At 53.7% G+C, this 16,460-nt stretch carries 12 protein-coding genes and 1 pseudogene; 9 read left to right on the top strand and 4 right to left on the bottom strand.

The window, feature by feature from the left end; genetic code table 11:
- The first annotated feature begins 126 nt into the window (after nucleotides 1-126).
- Nucleotides 127-1,398, top strand: coding sequence for a malic enzyme-like NAD(P)-binding protein (locus tag ACT3RP_RS17095; protein WP_301735976.1), 1,272 nt, complete (start codon nucleotides 127-129; stop codon nucleotides 1,396-1,398).
- Nucleotides 1,399-1,490: 92 nt separating this feature from the next.
- Here the strand turns inward: ACT3RP_RS17095 and ACT3RP_RS17090 are convergent, their stop codons facing one another.
- A complete protein-coding gene (locus tag ACT3RP_RS17090; protein ID WP_441684184.1) occupies nucleotides 1,491-2,309 on the bottom strand; it encodes an acyl-CoA thioesterase in 819 nt (272 codons plus the stop codon).
- A gap of 129 nt (nucleotides 2,310-2,438) precedes the next feature.
- Here ACT3RP_RS17090 and tadA point away from each other — a divergent pair, with 129 nt between their 5' ends.
- A complete protein-coding gene (tadA, locus tag ACT3RP_RS17085; protein WP_483394216.1) occupies nucleotides 2,439-2,906 on the top strand; it encodes a tRNA adenosine(34) deaminase TadA in 468 nt (155 codons plus the stop codon).
- A 7-nt stretch (nucleotides 2,907-2,913) separates the two neighbouring features.
- Here the strand turns inward: tadA and mltF are convergent, their stop codons facing one another.
- Nucleotides 2,914-4,377, bottom strand: coding sequence for a membrane-bound lytic murein transglycosylase MltF (gene mltF / locus ACT3RP_RS17080; protein ID WP_483394215.1), 1,464 nt, complete (start codon nucleotides 4,375-4,377; stop codon nucleotides 2,914-2,916).
- A gap of 272 nt (nucleotides 4,378-4,649) precedes the next feature.
- Between mltF and purL the strand changes: the two genes are divergently transcribed.
- A complete protein-coding gene (gene purL, locus ACT3RP_RS17075) occupies nucleotides 4,650-8,600 on the top strand; it encodes a phosphoribosylformylglycinamidine synthase (RefSeq protein WP_483394214.1) in 3,951 nt (1,316 codons plus the stop codon).
- A 157-nt stretch (nucleotides 8,601-8,757) separates the two neighbouring features.
- Here the strand turns inward: purL and ACT3RP_RS17070 are convergent, their stop codons facing one another.
- On the bottom strand, nucleotides 8,758-8,997 hold the full coding sequence (locus ACT3RP_RS17070; RefSeq protein ID WP_096278198.1) for a hypothetical protein: 240 nt from the start codon (nucleotides 8,995-8,997) through the stop codon (nucleotides 8,758-8,760).
- Between the two features lie 119 nt (nucleotides 8,998-9,116).
- Here ACT3RP_RS17070 and ACT3RP_RS17065 point away from each other — a divergent pair, with 119 nt between their 5' ends.
- The 4 genes from ACT3RP_RS17065 to rluB all read left to right on the top strand — a co-directional run bounded on the left by ACT3RP_RS17065 (nucleotide 9,117) and on the right by rluB (nucleotide 13,619).
- Entirely contained in the window at nucleotides 9,117-10,895 is a 1,779-nt protein-coding gene (locus ACT3RP_RS17065) for a DNA repair helicase RadD (RefSeq protein ID WP_483394213.1), read from the top strand.
- Between the two features lie 99 nt (nucleotides 10,896-10,994).
- Entirely contained in the window at nucleotides 10,995-11,951 is a 957-nt protein-coding gene (locus tag ACT3RP_RS17060) for a segregation and condensation protein A (protein WP_096278203.1), read from the top strand.
- Entirely contained in the window at nucleotides 11,948-12,763 is an 816-nt protein-coding gene (gene scpB, locus ACT3RP_RS17055) for an SMC-Scp complex subunit ScpB (protein WP_483394212.1), read from the top strand. The genes ACT3RP_RS17060 and scpB overlap by 4 nt, the downstream gene beginning before the upstream one ends.
- Nucleotides 12,750-13,619: a 23S rRNA pseudouridine(2605) synthase RluB gene (gene rluB / locus ACT3RP_RS17050; RefSeq protein ID WP_483394211.1), complete on the top strand. Its 870-nt coding sequence runs from the start codon at nucleotides 12,750-12,752 to the stop codon at nucleotides 13,617-13,619. The genes scpB and rluB overlap by 14 nt, the downstream gene beginning before the upstream one ends.
- 55 nt (nucleotides 13,620-13,674) lie before the next feature.
- On the opposite strand, the pseudogene ACT3RP_RS17045 reads toward rluB, so the two are convergent.
- Nucleotides 13,675-13,926 (bottom strand): annotated as a pseudogene (locus ACT3RP_RS17045) (integrase core domain-containing protein); the annotation flags it as partial.
- A gap of 1,041 nt (nucleotides 13,927-14,967) precedes the next feature.
- Between ACT3RP_RS17045 and ACT3RP_RS17040 the strand changes: the two are divergent.
- Together ACT3RP_RS17040 and ACT3RP_RS17035 are read left to right on the top strand one after the other, a co-directional pair.
- Nucleotides 14,968-15,762 carry an OmpA family protein gene (locus ACT3RP_RS17040; RefSeq protein WP_192536107.1) on the top strand — a complete coding sequence of 265 codons (795 nt, stop codon included), beginning with the start codon at nucleotides 14,968-14,970 and terminating at the stop codon, nucleotides 15,760-15,762.
- 258 nt (nucleotides 15,763-16,020) lie between these two features.
- The coding region (locus ACT3RP_RS17035) for a BapA/Bap/LapF family prefix-like domain-containing protein (protein ID WP_483394210.1) at nucleotides 16,021-16,460 on the top strand (440 nt) is incomplete at its 3' end.

Here is a 16,460-nt window from a genome sequence, read left to right as displayed (position 1 = left end):
ACGAAAGTGAAGGTAAAATTCAGTTAAACGAGCGTTTTTATTTGAGTTGACGACGCGCTTGAGACGCATAGGTTTTTTCTATATTCTCAAATGACTTATCTACTTTATGTTAACTGGACGCTGACCATGACGGATTCACTTAAGCAGGCTGCTTTGGATTATCACGCTAAACCGATTCCCGGTAAGCTGTCAGTGGAGTTGACTAAGCCCACCGCGACTGCGCGAGATTTGGCGTTGGCGTATAGCCCCGGCGTGGCTGAGCCAGTACTTGAAATCGCTAGGGATGCGGAAAATGCTTACCGCTATACCGGCAAGGGGAACCTGGTCGCCGTCATTACCGACGGCAGCGCTATTCTTGGTCTGGGTAATCTTGGCCCGCTGGCGAGTAAGCCGGTGATGGAAGGCAAGGGCGTGCTGTTCAAGTGCTTCGCTGGGATCAACTCGGTCGACATTGAAGTTGATGCGGAAAGCCCGCAGGCGTTTATTGATACCGTTGCGCGCATTGCCGATACGTGGGGCGGTATTAACCTTGAGGATATAAAAGCGCCGGAGTGTTTTGAAATTGAGAAGGCGCTCATTGAGCGTTGCAGCATTCCGGTTTTTCACGATGATCAGCACGGTACGGCTATTGTTACCGCAGCGGGCATGCTGAACGCACTGGATATTGCCGGCAAGCGCATTGAAGATGTGAAAATTGTGTGCATGGGCGCCGGCGCTGCCGCTATTGCTTGCATGCGTTTACTCGTCTCCTGTGGCGCTAAGAAAGAAAACCTGGTGATGCTGGACCGCCGTGGCGTTATCCACACTGATCGCGAAGGCATTAACGAATATAAAGCCGAGTTTGCCCGCGATACTGAGATGCGCACTCTGGATGATGCGATCGACGGTGCTGACGTATTTATTGGTCTTTCCGGCCCAGGCCTGCTCTCTGCCGAGCAGGTCAAGAAAATGGCGCCTGATCCGGTGGTGTTTGCCTGTACCAACCCAGACCCCGAGATTCATCCTGACGTTGCCCGTGCGGCGCGCCCGGATGTGATTATGGCAACCGGCCGCTCGGATTTCCCCAATCAGGTCAATAACGTACTCGGCTTTCCGTTTATCTTCCGCGGGGCGCTGGATGTACGTGCCACCCGAATTAATGAAGAAATGAAGCTGGCTGCAGTGCATGCATTGAAGGACTTGGCTCGCGAGCCTGTGCCAGAAGAAGTGCTGAGCGCTTATGAGCTCACTGAGATGAGCTTTGGCCGCGAATACATTATCCCAACGCCTGTGGATATCCGTTTGTTGGCGCGAGTGACATCGGCGGTCGCTCAAGCCGCGGTTGATTCGGGCGTGGCGCGTAAGCCGTTTCCTGCGCATTACCCGCTAACGTCAATCAATGATGTCTATGGCGGCTAAGGTCTGTACCTAAGTTCGGTAGCTAAGTAGTTCTTACCTGCTCACTTACGCCCGCCTCGCAGCGGGCGTAAGTGTTTCTGAACAGTATCAATTTAGCTTGGCGAGTAGCGCGTTAGGCCTTCTTGAGCCGTGGAGGCGATTAGGCGGCCATCGCGGCTGTAAATATGCCCCCGTGCTAGCGCGCGAGCCCCGTCTGCCCATGGCGAGTCGATGACGTAAAGCAGCCAGTCGTCTAAACGGGTGTCCTGGTGTAGCCACAGAGCGTGGTCGAGGCTGGCGATGCGCAGTTTGGGGTCTTTGAATTGGATGCCGTGAGGCGCTAGGCTCGTGGTCAGTAGGTTAAAGTCCGAGGCATAAGACAGTAAGTGGCGATGTAATGCTGTGTCGTTTGGCAGCGTGCCGGCTAGGCGAAACCAAAGGCATTGACCTACCGGCGTGGCGTTGTCGGGGTTGCCGGGGAGGTGCAAAAATTCAATCGGGTGGCCTGGGAAACGGTCGTGCTTAGCCTCGCCGTTGGCAATCAGCGTTTCGGGCGACGGTACATTTGGCATGTTGCGCTGATGGCTGAAGCTTGCTTCTTCGCTTTGAAATGAGGCGCTACAGAAAAAAATCGGCCGCCCTTTCTGTATGGCGGTGACTCGCCGCGTCGTAAAGCTGCCGCCGTCGCGAATAGTATCAACCTGGTAAACAACTGGGCGATGAGGGTCGCCGGGGCGCAGAAAATAGCCGTGCTGAGAGTGCGGGCGGCGCTCGTCTGGCACCGTACGCGCCGCTGCTGCTAGCGCTTGTCCCAGCACTTGGCCGCCATACAGTTGCGGCAAGCCTAGGTCTTGGCTCTGGCCGCGAAATAGCGTTTCTTCAAGGGGCTCAAGCTCTAATAACTCCACAAGTTTGTTCAGTGCGTCTGTCATTCTCGGTATCCTTGATGCTATTTCAATGTGGTGCTAACTGACTATGATGCTGGCGATGATGGCGAGCTACCGCTGCGGTGGGTAAGCCTTTCATACGAACGTTTTGCTACCTTAGCGGAGTTTAGCTTTATGCGCAGCGATGAATTTTACATGCACCGAGCGCTTGACCAAGCACATCTAGCCGCCGCGGCAGGCGAAGTGCCGGTGGGTGCAATGGTGGTGGATACGCAGGGCGAGATTATCGGCGTCGGCTACAATGCGCCTATCGCTAGCTGCGACCCTAGCGGTCATGCTGAGGTTCGAGCGCTGCGCGAGGCCGCCAAGCAGTTGGGTAACTATCGCCTTGAAGGTTGCACGCTGTTTGTCACCTTAGAGCCCTGCATGATGTGCGCGGGTGCCATGATTCATGCGCGCCTAAGCCGCCTGGTTTATGGCGCCGCGGAGCCCCGGGCAGGCATGGTGGAGTCTAAAGCTAACTTGTTGGCGCAGCCTTGGTTCAACCATTCTATTGCGGTGTCTGGCGGTGTGTTAGCGCCAGCCTCGCAAAAGCTGTTGAAGCATTTTTTTGCCGCGCGAAGAGAAGTGCCCAGCGAATGAACGGCGGTTAATCAAGCGGTGGGACGAGCTCAAACAGTAGCAGCGGGTCATCATTCACCACCGTTTGTTCTAGTTGGAAAAACTGCTGCCGGCTACGCTCTACATATTGAATCATTTCGTAGTAACGCCGAATGTTGCGCACGTAGATAACCGGTTCGCCGCCGCGGGCGTAGCCATGCCTCGTTTGGCTGTGCCATTCACGCTGCTGTAAAAGCGGCAGCGCGGCGCGTACATCGTCCCAGCGATCAGAATTGCCGCCGCGCATTTCGACAATTTTTCGAGCGTCATACAAGTGACCCAGGCCCACATTGTAGGCGGCCATGGCCATGAATAGGCGGTCATCACCGGTAATGCTTTCCGGCAAGCGGTCTTTAATGCTGCGCAGATAGCGGGCGCCGCCATCAATACTTTGTGCCGGGTCGGTGCGATCACTTACGCCCATCTCGCTGGCGGTAGGGTTGGTGAGCATCATTAAGCCTTTTACGCCCGTCGGCGAGACGGCTTCTCGGTCCCAGTGAGATTCCTGATAGCCAACGGCGGCCAGCAGCTTCCAGTCAAATTCCGTCTCCTGAGCAGCCTGCTGAAAGAGTGCGGTGTACTGTGGTAGACGAGAATCTAAATGGTCGAGAAACGTGCGCGTACCGACATACTCTAAATAGTCGTCATGACCAAAGTAGCGGCTGATCAGCCTATCTAACGTGCCGTCTTCTTGCAGACCCTGTAGGAAGCTATTAGCAGCTTCAAGTAAGCCTAGCCCGCGCCCGCTCGGCACGGCCCATGCCATAGAAAGCGGGTCGCCCAGCGTAAAGCCGCGCTCGACATTGGGGAAAAAAAGCCTATTTAAACGAAACTGATGCTCAAAAATCACCGCGGCATCCAGCGTGCCGTTCTCTACGCGTGCCAGCAGTTCCGCGACTTCTAGCTCATGGGACTCTTTCCAGCTCAGCGTCGGGTAGCGGCGCTGCAGATCGCGTAGCGCATCGCTAGTGCCCGCTTCACTGAGCGTGCCTAGCTCCAAGCCAACAAGGTCGCCGGGTTCTCTAATGCCATTTAGGCCACGTCGATAAACCACCAGCGGCTGCATTTGAATAATCGGGCGGCTGTAGTGAATACCCGGTGTGTTGGGAAATAGCGGCAGTGTCGCTGCGCCTAAATCGCCGTTTTCACGCACGGCTGGCAGCACGCTTTCCGGGTGGTGGCTTGCATTTAGGTTAAGGCTTACCCCTAGGTAGTCGGCGAAGCGGTGCATCAGCTCATACTCAAAGCCAGTTGGCCCTTGGCGGCCTTCGTAGTACGTCGTAGGGGTATTACGGGTATGGGCGGTAATAAATTCTTTGGCAGTGATTTGCGTCAAATGCTCGCCAGGAGGAACCCTGGGCAGGGTGGGAACCATGACCAAAAATATAATGGTGATTAACGCAAAATAAGCGCTGGCACGGGTTACGAAATGTCGGCAAATCAACGTCAGCATGGCGTCTTGTCGGCATGGAACAAGCGGCCACGATACCCAGCCAGACTCATGCTGTCACCTTGTTGATTTCGTGTGGCGGCTGGTTTCCAGTATCATAGGCGTTTTCCGGTGACACAACTTAGGTTTTTCGATGCCGCGATATGGGGTTTTTGATACCACTATCTAGGTTTTCCAATGCCCCTGCTGTGGCTGTCCGGCACCACATTAGTACGGTCGCCATGGCGACCCGGTGATTTCCCTGCTCGAATTCCCTGCTCTAGAGGCTTCAGGATATGCTCGAACTGCGAGGCGCGCCCGCCCTTTCTGCCTTCCGTCATGCTCGGCTGTTAACGGTGCTGCGTGAACGTGTTCCCGAGGTGGAAGCGCTGTCTGCCCACTATGTTCATTTTATCAATGTTCATTCGAATGACCGTCACGACGAAATGGATGACGCCACTCTTGAGCGCTTAACGCAGCTGCTGGACTATGGCACTCACTCAAGCGTAGAAGTTCCCGAACCTGCCCAGCGCTTTTTAGTGGTGCCGCGACTGGGCACTCAGTCGCCCTGGTCCTCGAAAGCGACCGATATTGCTCACAACTGTGGGCTGCGCCAAATCAACCGCATCGAGCGCGGCATTGATTATCGCGTAAGCTTCACCGCTTCGCCGGACCGCGACAGCATGGCCGCCATTGCGGCACTTTTGCATGACCGCATGACGGAAACCGTGCTGGCCGATGCTGCTGCTGCGACCCAGCTTTTTGCCCAGCACGACCCGGCGCCGCTGGGCAGTGTGGATATTTTAGACGGCGGCCGCGAAGCGCTGGCGACGGCTAACCAAGCGTTAGGGCTGGCGCTGGCTGACGATGAAATCGATTACCTGGTGGATGCTTTCAATGAGCTGGGGCGTAATCCCAGCGACGTTGAGCTTATGATGTTTGCGCAAGCTAACTCAGAGCACTGCCGTCACAAAATTTTTAACGCAGACTGGGTCATCGACGGCGAGCCGCAGAGCCACTCACTGTTCAAAATGATTAAGAACACGTTTGCGTCATCGCCAGACAACGTCCTTTCAGCGTATAGCGACAACGCCGCCGTTATTAAGGGCAGCCAAGCGGGGCGGTTCTTTGCAACGCCGCTAACGGGCGCTGATCAAGAGCGTGCGCTGTACGCCACTCATCAGGAACCGATTCATATCCTGATGAAAGTGGAAACGCACAATCACCCAACGGCAATTGCGCCTTTTCCCGGTGCGGCAACGGGCTCGGGCGGTGAGATCCGTGACGAAGGCGCCACCGGTATCGGCGGGAAACCTAAAGCCGGTCTGTCGGGCTTTACCGTTTCCAACCTGCGGATTCCAGAGTTCGTGCAGCCCTGGGAGGCGTTTGATTACGGCAAGCCCGAACGGATGCAGTCGGCGCTGAATATCATGCTAGAAGGCCCCATTGGCGGGGCGGCGTTTAACAATGAGTTTGGTCGGCCAAACTTGACCGGTTATTTCCGTACTTACGAGCAAGAGTCGCTGAACGACGGCGGCATTGAGCGGCGCGGCTTCCATAAGCCGATTATGCTGGCCGGTGGCTACGGCAATATTCGCGCGCATCACGTGCAGAAAGGCGATATTCCCGTTGGCGGTAAGCTGATTGTCATGGGCGGCCCTGCGATGCTAATTGGCTTGGGCGGGGGCGCTGCGTCTAGCATGGCCTCAGGCGTTTCCAGCGCCGACCTGGACTTTGCTTCTGTGCAGCGCGAAAACCCTGAGATTGAACGACGTGCACAGGAAGTTATCGACCGCTGCTGGGCGCTAGGCGACCACAACCCGATTCGCTTTATTCATGACGTTGGCGCCGGTGGGCTTTCTAATGCACTGCCTGAACTGGTAAAAGACGGCAATCGAGGTGGTCGTTTTGATTTACGTGCGGTGCCCAATGCCGAACCGGGTATGAGCCCGCTGGAAATTTGGTGTAACGAAGCGCAGGAGCGCTACGTGCTCGCGGTTGCGTCAGAGGACCTGGGCACCTTTGATGCGCTCTGCCAGCGCGAACGCTGCCCTTATGCGGTTGTTGGTGAGGCATTAGAAGCGCATCACCTTGAAGTGCGCGATGGCCACTTCGACAGCAAACCGGTTGATTTGCCGATGAGCGTGCTGTTCGGTAAAGCGCCTAAAATGCAGCGCGAATTTGAGCGCCATAACCCCGCGCTCTCGGGCATGATGCTGGATAATCTTGATCTGCGTGAGGCGTTAGACCGCGTGCTGCGCCTGCCCACGGTGGCCTCGAAAAACTTCCTGATTACCATTGGCGATCGCTCAATTACCGGCCAAGTGGCGCGTGATCAAATGGTCGGCCCATGGCAGGTGCCGGTGGCCGATGTGGCTGTCACCACGGCAAGCTTTGATAGCCATGTGGGTGAAGCCATGGCGATGGGGGAGCGCCCGCCGGTGGCGCTGATCAATCCCGCTGCCAGCGCCCGCTTAGCCGTTGCTGAAGCAATTACGAACCTTGCGGCCGCGCCGATTGCTAAACTCAGCGATATCAAGCTGTCTGCTAACTGGATGAGCGCTGCGGACCATCCGGGTGAAAATCAGGCGCTGTTTGATGCTGTTTACGCGGTCGGCATGGAAATGTGCCCGGCGCTGGGCATTGCCATTCCGGTGGGCAAAGACTCTATGTCCATGCGCACTTCCTGGCAGCATGAGAATGAGCAGGGCGAAGCCGAAGATCGCAGCGTAACCTCGCCGCTTGCGCTTGTCGTGACGGGCTTTGCACCGGTAACAGACGCGCTGGCGACCCTAACGCCGCAGATTAATTTAGATCAAGACGAGTCTGATTTGATTTTGATTGACCTGGGCAACGGCCAAAATCGTTTGGGTGGCTCTGCTTTGGCGCAGGTTTACGGCCAGGTGGGCAACGACTGCCCCGATGTCGACGATCCGGAAGATATTAAGGCCTTCTTCGAGGTTATTCAGGGGCTCAACCGTGACGGTAAGCTCTTGGCTTACCACGACCGCAGCGATGGTGGCTTGATCGTAACGCTGTTAGAAATGGCGTTTGCGGCGCATGCCGGCCTTGAAATCAAGCTTGACTGGATGATCGATGAGCCGGTAGAGGCGCTGAACGCACTGTTCTCTGAAGAGCTGGGGGCAGTCATCCAGGTCAATCGTCAGCATACGGAAGAAGTGCTGGCGCAGTTTGCCGTTGCCGGTATCGAAACGTGCGGCGTCATTGCGCGCCCTCGTTACGATGATCAGGTACGCGTGACGTTGTTTGAAGAGCCGCTGCTGGAAACCACTCGCCAGCTTACCCAGCGCACCTGGGCGGAAACCAGCTATCGTATGCAGGCGCTGCGGGATAATCCTGAGTGCGCCAAAAATGAATTCGATAACCTGCTCGATAGCCGCGATCCTGGGCTTTCCGCTGCGCCTACCTTTGATATCAATGATGACATTAGCGCGCCGTTTGTAAATACCGCCAAACCCGCCATGGCCGTGCTGCGTGAGCAGGGCGTTAATGGTCAGGTCGAGATGGCCTGGGCCTTTGATAAAGCTGGGTTCGATGCGGTGGATGTGCACATGAGCGACATCCTTGAAGGGCGGGTCTCGCTAGATGAATTCAAAGGGCTTGTCGCCTGTGGCGGCTTCTCTTACGGCGATGTTCTCGGCGCTGGGGGCGGCTGGGCAAAATCAGTACTGTTTAACGAGCGTGCACGTGAGCAGTTTGCGGCGTTCTTTGCTCGTGACGATAGCTTCTCGCTTGGCGTGTGCAACGGCTGCCAGATGCTTTCGCAGTTGAAAGCGTTAATTCCGGGTGCCGAAAATTGGCCAACCTTTGTGCGCAATGAGTCTGAGCAGTTTGAAGCGCGTGTCTCGATGGTGCGGGTTGAGAAAAGCCCTTCAATTCTGCTGGCCGGTATGGAGGGCTCGAAGCTTCCAATCGCCGTGGCCCATGGGGAAGGGCGTGCGGAGTTCCGTGACAGCGCCCACCTTCGCAGCATGCAGTCGAGCAGCCAAATCGCGCTGCGCTATATCGACAACTACGGCCAGTCGACGACGCGTTATCCGGCTAACCCTAACGGCTCGCCCTCTGGGATTACCGGCCTGACCACGCCTGATGGTCGGGTGACTATTATGATGCCGCACCCTGAGCGCGTTGCTCGTGCGGTCACCAACTCTTGGCGCCCGACTGAATGGGTAGACGATGGCGCATGGCTGCGCTTGTTCCGCAATGCACGGGTTTGGCTTGGCTAACGTTTAAGTAGCCTATCCTGTAGCATCAAACATAACGGCGGCCTTAAGCCGCCGTTATGCGTTAAACGTAACGTTAATTAACAAACTGTTTGAAAAAGATGTTTTAAAAAGCTGTTCAGCAATAGTCGTTCAAGAAATAGTTAATTGCTGCAACGTGCTAAGAGCGCTGCTCGTTAGCGGCTATCGGCGCTTCATCGGCTGTCGCCGGTGGCAGGCCAAGCTTGGCCTCAAGCGTTTCAAGCTCGCTACGATAGCGCTCTACCATGTATTCATAGCGGCCAAAATCATGCCCACAATCCATGCAGTAGACGTGGGTTTGGTCACGTCGCGTAGCTGGCAGGCGTTTTAGTCGGCTATTACATTCTGGGCATTCTGGGCTGAAATGGTTGGCGGTCATGGAAGATTCTCTTTGTTTCAGGGGCTCGCTTAGTGGCGGGCAAAGCCCAGCATGAATTAAACATCGTCAATGATAAGATGGGACGAAAGTAGGAATAGTTCACTAGCGGACTAATTAATTTGTCGAACCCTGATTCTTCAACAACACCTCAGCTGCGTCCTTATCAAAAAGAGGCCGTTAGGCGTGTGGTTGTGCACTTTCGCAGCTCTAGCGATCCTGCTTTATTAGTGCTGCCTACCGGCAGCGGCAAATCGCTGGTGATTGCTGAGCTTGCTCGCCTGGCGCGGGGGCGGGTGCTAGTGCTTGCGCATGTTCGTGAACTGGTCGAGCAGAACCATGCCAAGTACCAAGCCTATGGCTTAAAAGCGGCTATTTTTAGCGCCGGATTAAAACGCAAAGAGGCTGATCGGCAGGTGGTGTTTGGGTCGGTACAGTCGGTGGTGCGCAACTTGGAGCGCTTTAGCGACGCTAATTTTACGCTGCTGGTCATTGACGAAAGCCATCGCGTATCGCTCAACGAGGATGCAAGCTACCGTCAGGTAATTGAACATCTGCGTCAGCACAACACCGAGCTTAAAATCCTTGGTCTAACCGCCACGCCGTATCGGTTGGGGCAGGGGTTTATCTATTATCGCCATCATCACGGCATGGTGCGCGGTAGTGAGGACAGCTTTTTTCGTGACTGCGTCTTTGAGCAGCCGCTTCGTCTGATGGTAAAACAAGGCTATCTTGCTGCGCCTAAGCGCCTGGATATGGCGGTGGAAGGGTACGACTTTTCAGCCCTCAGCCCGTCAGCAAGCGGGATTTTTCCGGAAGAAGCCCTCAATAGGGTCGTTGCCGGCAGCCGTGCAACGCCCGGTATTATTAACGAAGTGGTTCAACGCGCCCATGACCGCCAAGGGGTGATGATATTTGCAGCGACAGTGGCGCACGCTGAAGAAATTATGGGTTATTTGCCTCGCTTAGAGGCTGCGCTGATCACTGGTTCCACGCATTCTCAAGACCGGGCTGCGCGAATCAATGCGTTCAAAGCGCGTGAGCTAAAATACCTGGTTAACGTGGCCGTGCTCACCACGGGTTTCGATGCGCCTCATGTCGATCTGATCGCCATTTTGCGGCCGACCGAATCGGTTAGCCTCTATCAGCAGATGGTGGGCAGGGGGTTACGTTTGTCGCCGGGTAAAGAAGATTGTCTCATTCTGGATTACGCTGGCAACCCCTGGGATGTTTTCGCTCCTGAGGTGGGGGAGGCGAAACCAGACAGTGACAGCGAGCCTGTTCAAGTAGAGTGTCCGGCCTGTGGTCATGCCAATCTATATTGGGGTAAGCGTGATGGCGAGGTGGTTATTGAGCACTTTGGCCGTCGCTGCCAAGGGCTTATTGATAATCCTGAGGGGGGGCGCCACCAGTGCGAATTTCGTTTTCGTTTTAAGGTCTGTGATGAGTGCGGTGCTGAGAATGACATCGCTGCCCGTCGCTGCCACGGCTGTGAAAGACTCTTGGTGGATGCCGATGATAAACTCAAAGATGCTCTAAAGCTGAAAGATGCCAAGGTGCTGCGGGTGAGCGGCATGCAGTTGGAGTCGACGACTAACGGCCGTGGCTTGCCGCGCTTAAAAGTTACCTATCACGATGAGGATGGCGCCCATTTGGCCGAATGGTTTGCGTTGGAAACGGCTGCGCAACGACGTGCTTTTTATGCCGCATTTTTGCGCTACCACCTGCGTGCGCCGGGCAATCAATGGCAGCCTGTGAGTGCTGATGAAGTCGTCACTGAGAAGCACCGCTTACGCCATCCTGATTTTGTCGTCGGGCGCAAAGTTGGTCGCCATTTCCAGGTGCGCGAGAAGCTGTTTGACTATGCCGGTCGTTATCGCAAAGCGAGCGATGCGGGCTAATACGCTTGCCTTTACCTCTAATAGAGCGACGCGAATGCTGCCAACTTTGCTAAACTGTGCATTGATACTAATACCCCTTTTTCAAGAGACCCGACCCGCGTGAGCGAGACGCCAAGTGCACCTGACGATCTAAACAAGCTTGATGCACCGCCTATTGAGCCAGCGGAGCCCTCGCTTGGGCGCCTGTTTGATGAGCAGATCACCCAGCTGCCAGAAGATCTGTATATTCCTCCTGAAGCGTTACGGGTCTTTTTAGAGACCTTTGAAGGCCCACTAGATTTACTGCTCTATCTCATTCGGCGTCAGAACCTCGATATTCTGACCATCAATGTGGCGACCATCACCCACCAGTACATTGAGTACGTTGAGCTGATGAAGGCCATGGAGATTGAGCTGGCCGGTGAGTATCTATTGATGGCCGCCATGCTGGCTGAGATTAAATCGCGTACGCTTCTGCCGCGCCCGCCCAAGGCTGAAGGTGACGACGAAGAAGATCCGCGCGCGGAACTCATCCGTCGCCTGCAGGAGTATGAGCGCCTCAAAGAGGCAGCAGAAACGCTAGATACGTTGCCGCGTATGGGCCGCGATTGGTTCAGCGTGCAGGCTGGACTCCCGCCGCTTGAAGCCCGCGTGATTCATCCTGAGGTCGAGTTGGACGAGTTGCTCAGTGCTCTGTCCGATATCCTTAAGCGTGCCGAGCTAGTTCAGGCTCATCAGATTAGCCGTGAGGTATTGTCTACTCGCGAGCGAATGCTGAAGATTATGGCGCAGCTAAGCCAAGATGCCGCCAGCCAGCGCTATACCCCTTTTGAAGCGCTATTTGCCCTGGAAGAAGGGCGCCCCGGCGTGGTGGTGACCTTTATGGCGATTTTGGAGCTAGCCAAAGAAGCCATGATTGAAATTGTTCAGAATGCGCCACTTTCGCCGATTCATGTGCGTGCTCGGCTTGCCGCCCTGGCTGATGGCGAGGAGAGTGCCTTTGAAGAGGGCGATATAGCGATAGAAGACAGCGTCTATTCAGAGTCTGCCTTTGAATCTGACGAGGAGCCACCATGAGTAACGCGCCCACCGGGCTAGACGAGATAGTAGAAGCGGCGCTTTTAGCCGCTGGCGAGCCGTTACCGCTAGAACGTTTACAAACACTTTTTGTTAGCGGCGAATGCCCATCTCCGCGCGAGTTTCGTCAAGTGCTCGAACGGCTTCAACAGCGCCATTCGCAAGGTGCACTGGAGTTGTTAGAAACGGTTTCGGGTTATCAGCTGCGTATTCGTCCACGCCTGTCGCAGTGGGTGTCGCGACTTTGGGATGAGCGCCCTCAGCGTTATTCACGTGCCTTGCTGGAAACGCTGGCGTTGATTGCTTATCGTCAGCCGGTCACCCGAGGCGATATTGAAGAGATCCGCGGGGTCAGCGTGAGTAGTTCTATCATGCGGACCTTGATGGAGCGCGGTTGGATTCGAGTGGTTGGCCACAGAGACGTGCCAGGGCGACCGGCTGTTTACGCCACCACACGCAGCTTTTTAGATGATTTTGGTTTGAAAACACTCGATGCCTTGCCACCGATGCACACTCTGGCTAATTGGGATGATAGCGAGCTGCCTGAAAAGTCTTCTGACGTCGCTCCTGCAGGGCTAGACGAAACGCTTAAAACGGTGCAGGATGCGCCACCCAAAGTGGATGAGATAGCCACTGCTGAGATCACCAAGGCTGAAATAGCCGATACGCACGCCGAGACGGCGTTAACCCAGCCGCTGAGCTTTGCCGATCTTGAAGCCCGGCTAGCGGCACGTGCGCAACGCGTTAACGACGATGATAGCGCGCGCACGCAGACTAACGATGTGAGGTCAGATGACCATGAGTCAGAATGATACGACGACGCCCCCAGCTGGCGAAAAGCTGCAAAAAGTTTTAGCCCGCGCAGGCCTTGGCTCGCGGCGTGAAATGGAAACGGCGATTTCCGATGGCCGCGTTAAAGTGAATGGCAAGGTGGCTAAGCTGGGTGATCGCGTTGAAGCGCGAAATAGTGTCAGTTTTGACGATCGACCGGTAACGCTGCGCTCGGAAGAGGAAGTGCCGCGTCGAGTGATCATGTATAACAAGCCGGAAGGCGAGCTGTGCACTCGCAAAGACCCTGAGGGTCGACGTACCGTATTTGACCGCTTGCCGCGCTTAAAAGGCGAGCGTTGGGTAGCTGTTGGTCGCTTGGATATCAACACCAGCGGTTTACTGCTCTTTACGACGGATGGCGAACTAGCCAACCGGCTGATGCATCCCTCCACCCAGGTAGAGCGCGAATATGCGGTCCGCGTGATGGGTGAGGTGAAGCGCGAGCATATCTTGGCGATGGCCGATGGTGTCATGTTGGAAGATGGTCCCGCTCGCTTTACCGATATACAAGAGTTTGGCGGTGAGGGGATCAATACTTGGTTCCACGTCGTCATTCTTGAGGGGCGTAACCGCGAAGTGCGTCGTTTGTGGGAGTCCCAGGCGCTGACGGTTAGCCGTCTGAAGCGTGTGCGCTATGGCAACATTTTTATTGATAAGCGCGCCAAAGCCGGCGAATGGATTGAGCTTACTCAGGGTGAGGTAGATGACTTATCCACCTTAGCCGGTTTGGAAACCCGTAAAGTACCCGTGTTAACGCCGGACGAGAAGAATCGCTGGAATCGCGATAAGCATAAGCGCAAACCGGTACAAACAATGCGTAAACAGCAACGTCGCTAATACGTCTGCTCGATTTTGGGCTGTAAATGGATATTTACAGCCTATTTTTCTTACCTTACTTGACGTTACCCGCTCTTACGTAGCAGTTGGATTTAGCATCTGAACTTACTATGACGACTTTGATAGTTAGCTTCTTGGCATAGGCTGAAGGCGTTAATCCACCAAATCCTTTTTTAGCCCTTTCTTCGTTGTTTTCTCGGCGCCATGCCTCGATAGCCGCTTTAGCGTGATACAAGCTGGTGAGCCGTTCATTCAGGCATTCGTGGCGAAAGAGTCCGTTAAACGATTCTATATAGGAGTTTTGATTGAGCGGTTTCCTGATTCGGTCACAAGTAACGCTATGCCTACGGATATGAACTCACATCAAGATGGCGCGTATCGGCCAATGCCCACATGGCCTCATGGCGAGCGCTAACAATAACAGTGGCGCATCCTTCAATCGTAAGATCAAACACAATATCCATTTATCAGACCTGATTGGTGGCATAAGGGCGGTTCAGTGATTTTCGCTTAGGCACTGAGATGCGTTTACGTTTGCGTTGTTTTGCTTACCGTCGGGCCTCTGTGGGCAGGCGATTGACGCGCTTGTTATTTACCTTTTAACCCGCCTGACGCAGTCTCAGATAAATCATGTCAACTCCATAGTAGCCAAGGCCAAGGTTCATTCATGCGATCTGGCATCGGCTGTTCGCACTCATGCATATAATGAGTAGTGTGCGATGCTCACTCAGGCCACGTGACATCATGAAACGTACCATTTCGCGGCGTGAGGACACGTTCACTACTTGCGTCTCAATATTTCGCAGGTCCTCTCCATCTCCAACAGAGATACGGCAATAAGTTTCTTTAATCTCGTGTTTTGGGTTTTGAACTCTTAAATTCGCTAGGCATTCGGTACGCTCATCCCTCCAAACGTGCTGTGCCAGAGGTAATTACTAGCTTCCAATTAACCGTGCTAACGATATAGCTCCTTAGGGGGCGGTAGCACTGCTTTTGCTTCGCTTTCGCCAAGGCAATAAGTGGTTTTTTCTTGCTGCTACGCTTCTTCATATCAGTTTTTCTGGCTAGCAGAGCCGGACTCTATAGTGTAGCGCTACTCAAGCAGAAAAACGTCGAACTTGAGGTGCATTATTTGATGAATAGCTTATTGCGATTGTCATATAAATGCTCTAATTTGAATGAAGTTCACAATAAATATGTATTAGTATGGCGATTAATTTTATTTTTCCTAAAGGTTTGATTTTTAAATAATAAATAATTTTAGTGACGGGTTGATATGGGAGTGTGAGTAATGGTAAGTGTTCGTCACATTTCTGTTATCTATGGTAATAATAATTAGGGGTGGGCTATGAAGAATCTTAAAAAGTGGAGCGCTGTATTTTCAGTTGCAGGGTTAACCGTGGCAGGCATCAGTCTTGCTACCACAGTTGTTGCTGATGATTTTGCGAATGTAGAAGTGCCAGCATCTGGCCTAAATGAACGCTTTCAAAGATATGGGGCTGTTGTGCCTGTCAACAGCCTGCAGCTAGTAGGATATGGTGCAGGTAAACTCACTAAACAAGATGTCACAGAGTTGCTTGGAGTTCCAAATGACTCATTGGCTACCGAGCAAGATAATAGCTGGCAATATAACGTCAACCTACCTTTGAACGATGAAGACTATCTTGTTTGCCAGTACCAAGTTTCATTTACTCAGCAGATACTTGTGTCTTCAGAATGGCGGCGGCCACAGTGTAATCGCCTGTTCTCCGAGCTTTCTCAGCATGCCCCGCCTCAGATATTAAGTTTTTCAGCAGATTTTCTATTTGAGTTTGATAGTTATGCTCTTTCTTCACAAGGTAGAAGGGAGCTTCAGCAGGCTGTCCAAGATGCACAGGCTAGTTTAGGGGGGCGTTCTGTACTGGTGACGGGCCATGCTGATCAGATTGGCTCGGCAGAATACAACATGCACCTTTCCGAGCAGCGCGCGAAAGCGGTAGTCGAAGCGCTGATACAGGGAGGGGGCAACCCTGAGAAAATTACCTATGTCGGCCGTGGTGAGAATGATTCGATTGTCAGTTGCCCTGGTCTCGTAGGAGTTAGTTTGAAAGAGTGCTTAGCTCCTAATCGTCGAGTCGACATTTTATTTAATAGAAACACTTGAAGTAAAACGATGAGTACCTGGAAACGTTAGCGGGCGAATGATGCTGCGTGATAATAAAAGTTACTGAAGTCACAAAGCTTTAGGAGCCCGAAAAGAGCAAGTTGGGTCGATCATTGAGCCAATTTTTCATTACGTTAGCTGTGTCTAGCTAAGAAGTTTTTAAGGAGATTTAAAAGGCATTAAAAGAAATGCTAAGGGAGCATCAAAGCATAGGGCATTAAAACTAAAAACTGAAAGTGACAAAAAAATAGGTGAAGCATGGACAATGCATTCATAGCCGTCACTGCTAAAGCAGGCGGCGATACGGTAGAAATACCTTCAGGAAGTGCTGTAGATCTGCAGGTGCCCAGTGTAGTTAAGGTTTCTGTCGGGCCTGAAGACATCGCATCTTTCGATAGGTCGGGAATGGACTTGATTATCACCCTGAAGTCAGGTGAGCAGATAACCATTGCCGGCTTTTTTAATGTTTCGGAAGGGGAACGCAGCGAGCTGCTGCTCGAAGATTCTGATGGTGTCATTTGGTGGGGGCAGTATGAAACTCCTTGGTCAGGGTTTTCGTTTGCAGAAATCCAAGAGGCTAGCGAGCTGTCTGGAGGAGGGATTCCACCCTGGGCCCTTGCCTTGGGATTGATAGGCTTAGGTGGCGTAGCAATTGCGGCGGCTGACTCTTCTTCGGATAATGATAGCGACAGCAACGC

Source organism: Halomonas sp. AOP5-B2-8 (assembly GCF_052376475.1).
GTDB lineage: Bacteria > Pseudomonadota > Gammaproteobacteria > Pseudomonadales > Halomonadaceae > Vreelandella > Vreelandella casei.
Note: the sequence above shows the minus strand (reverse complement) of the source record. Positions and strands in the feature narration are given on the sequence as shown.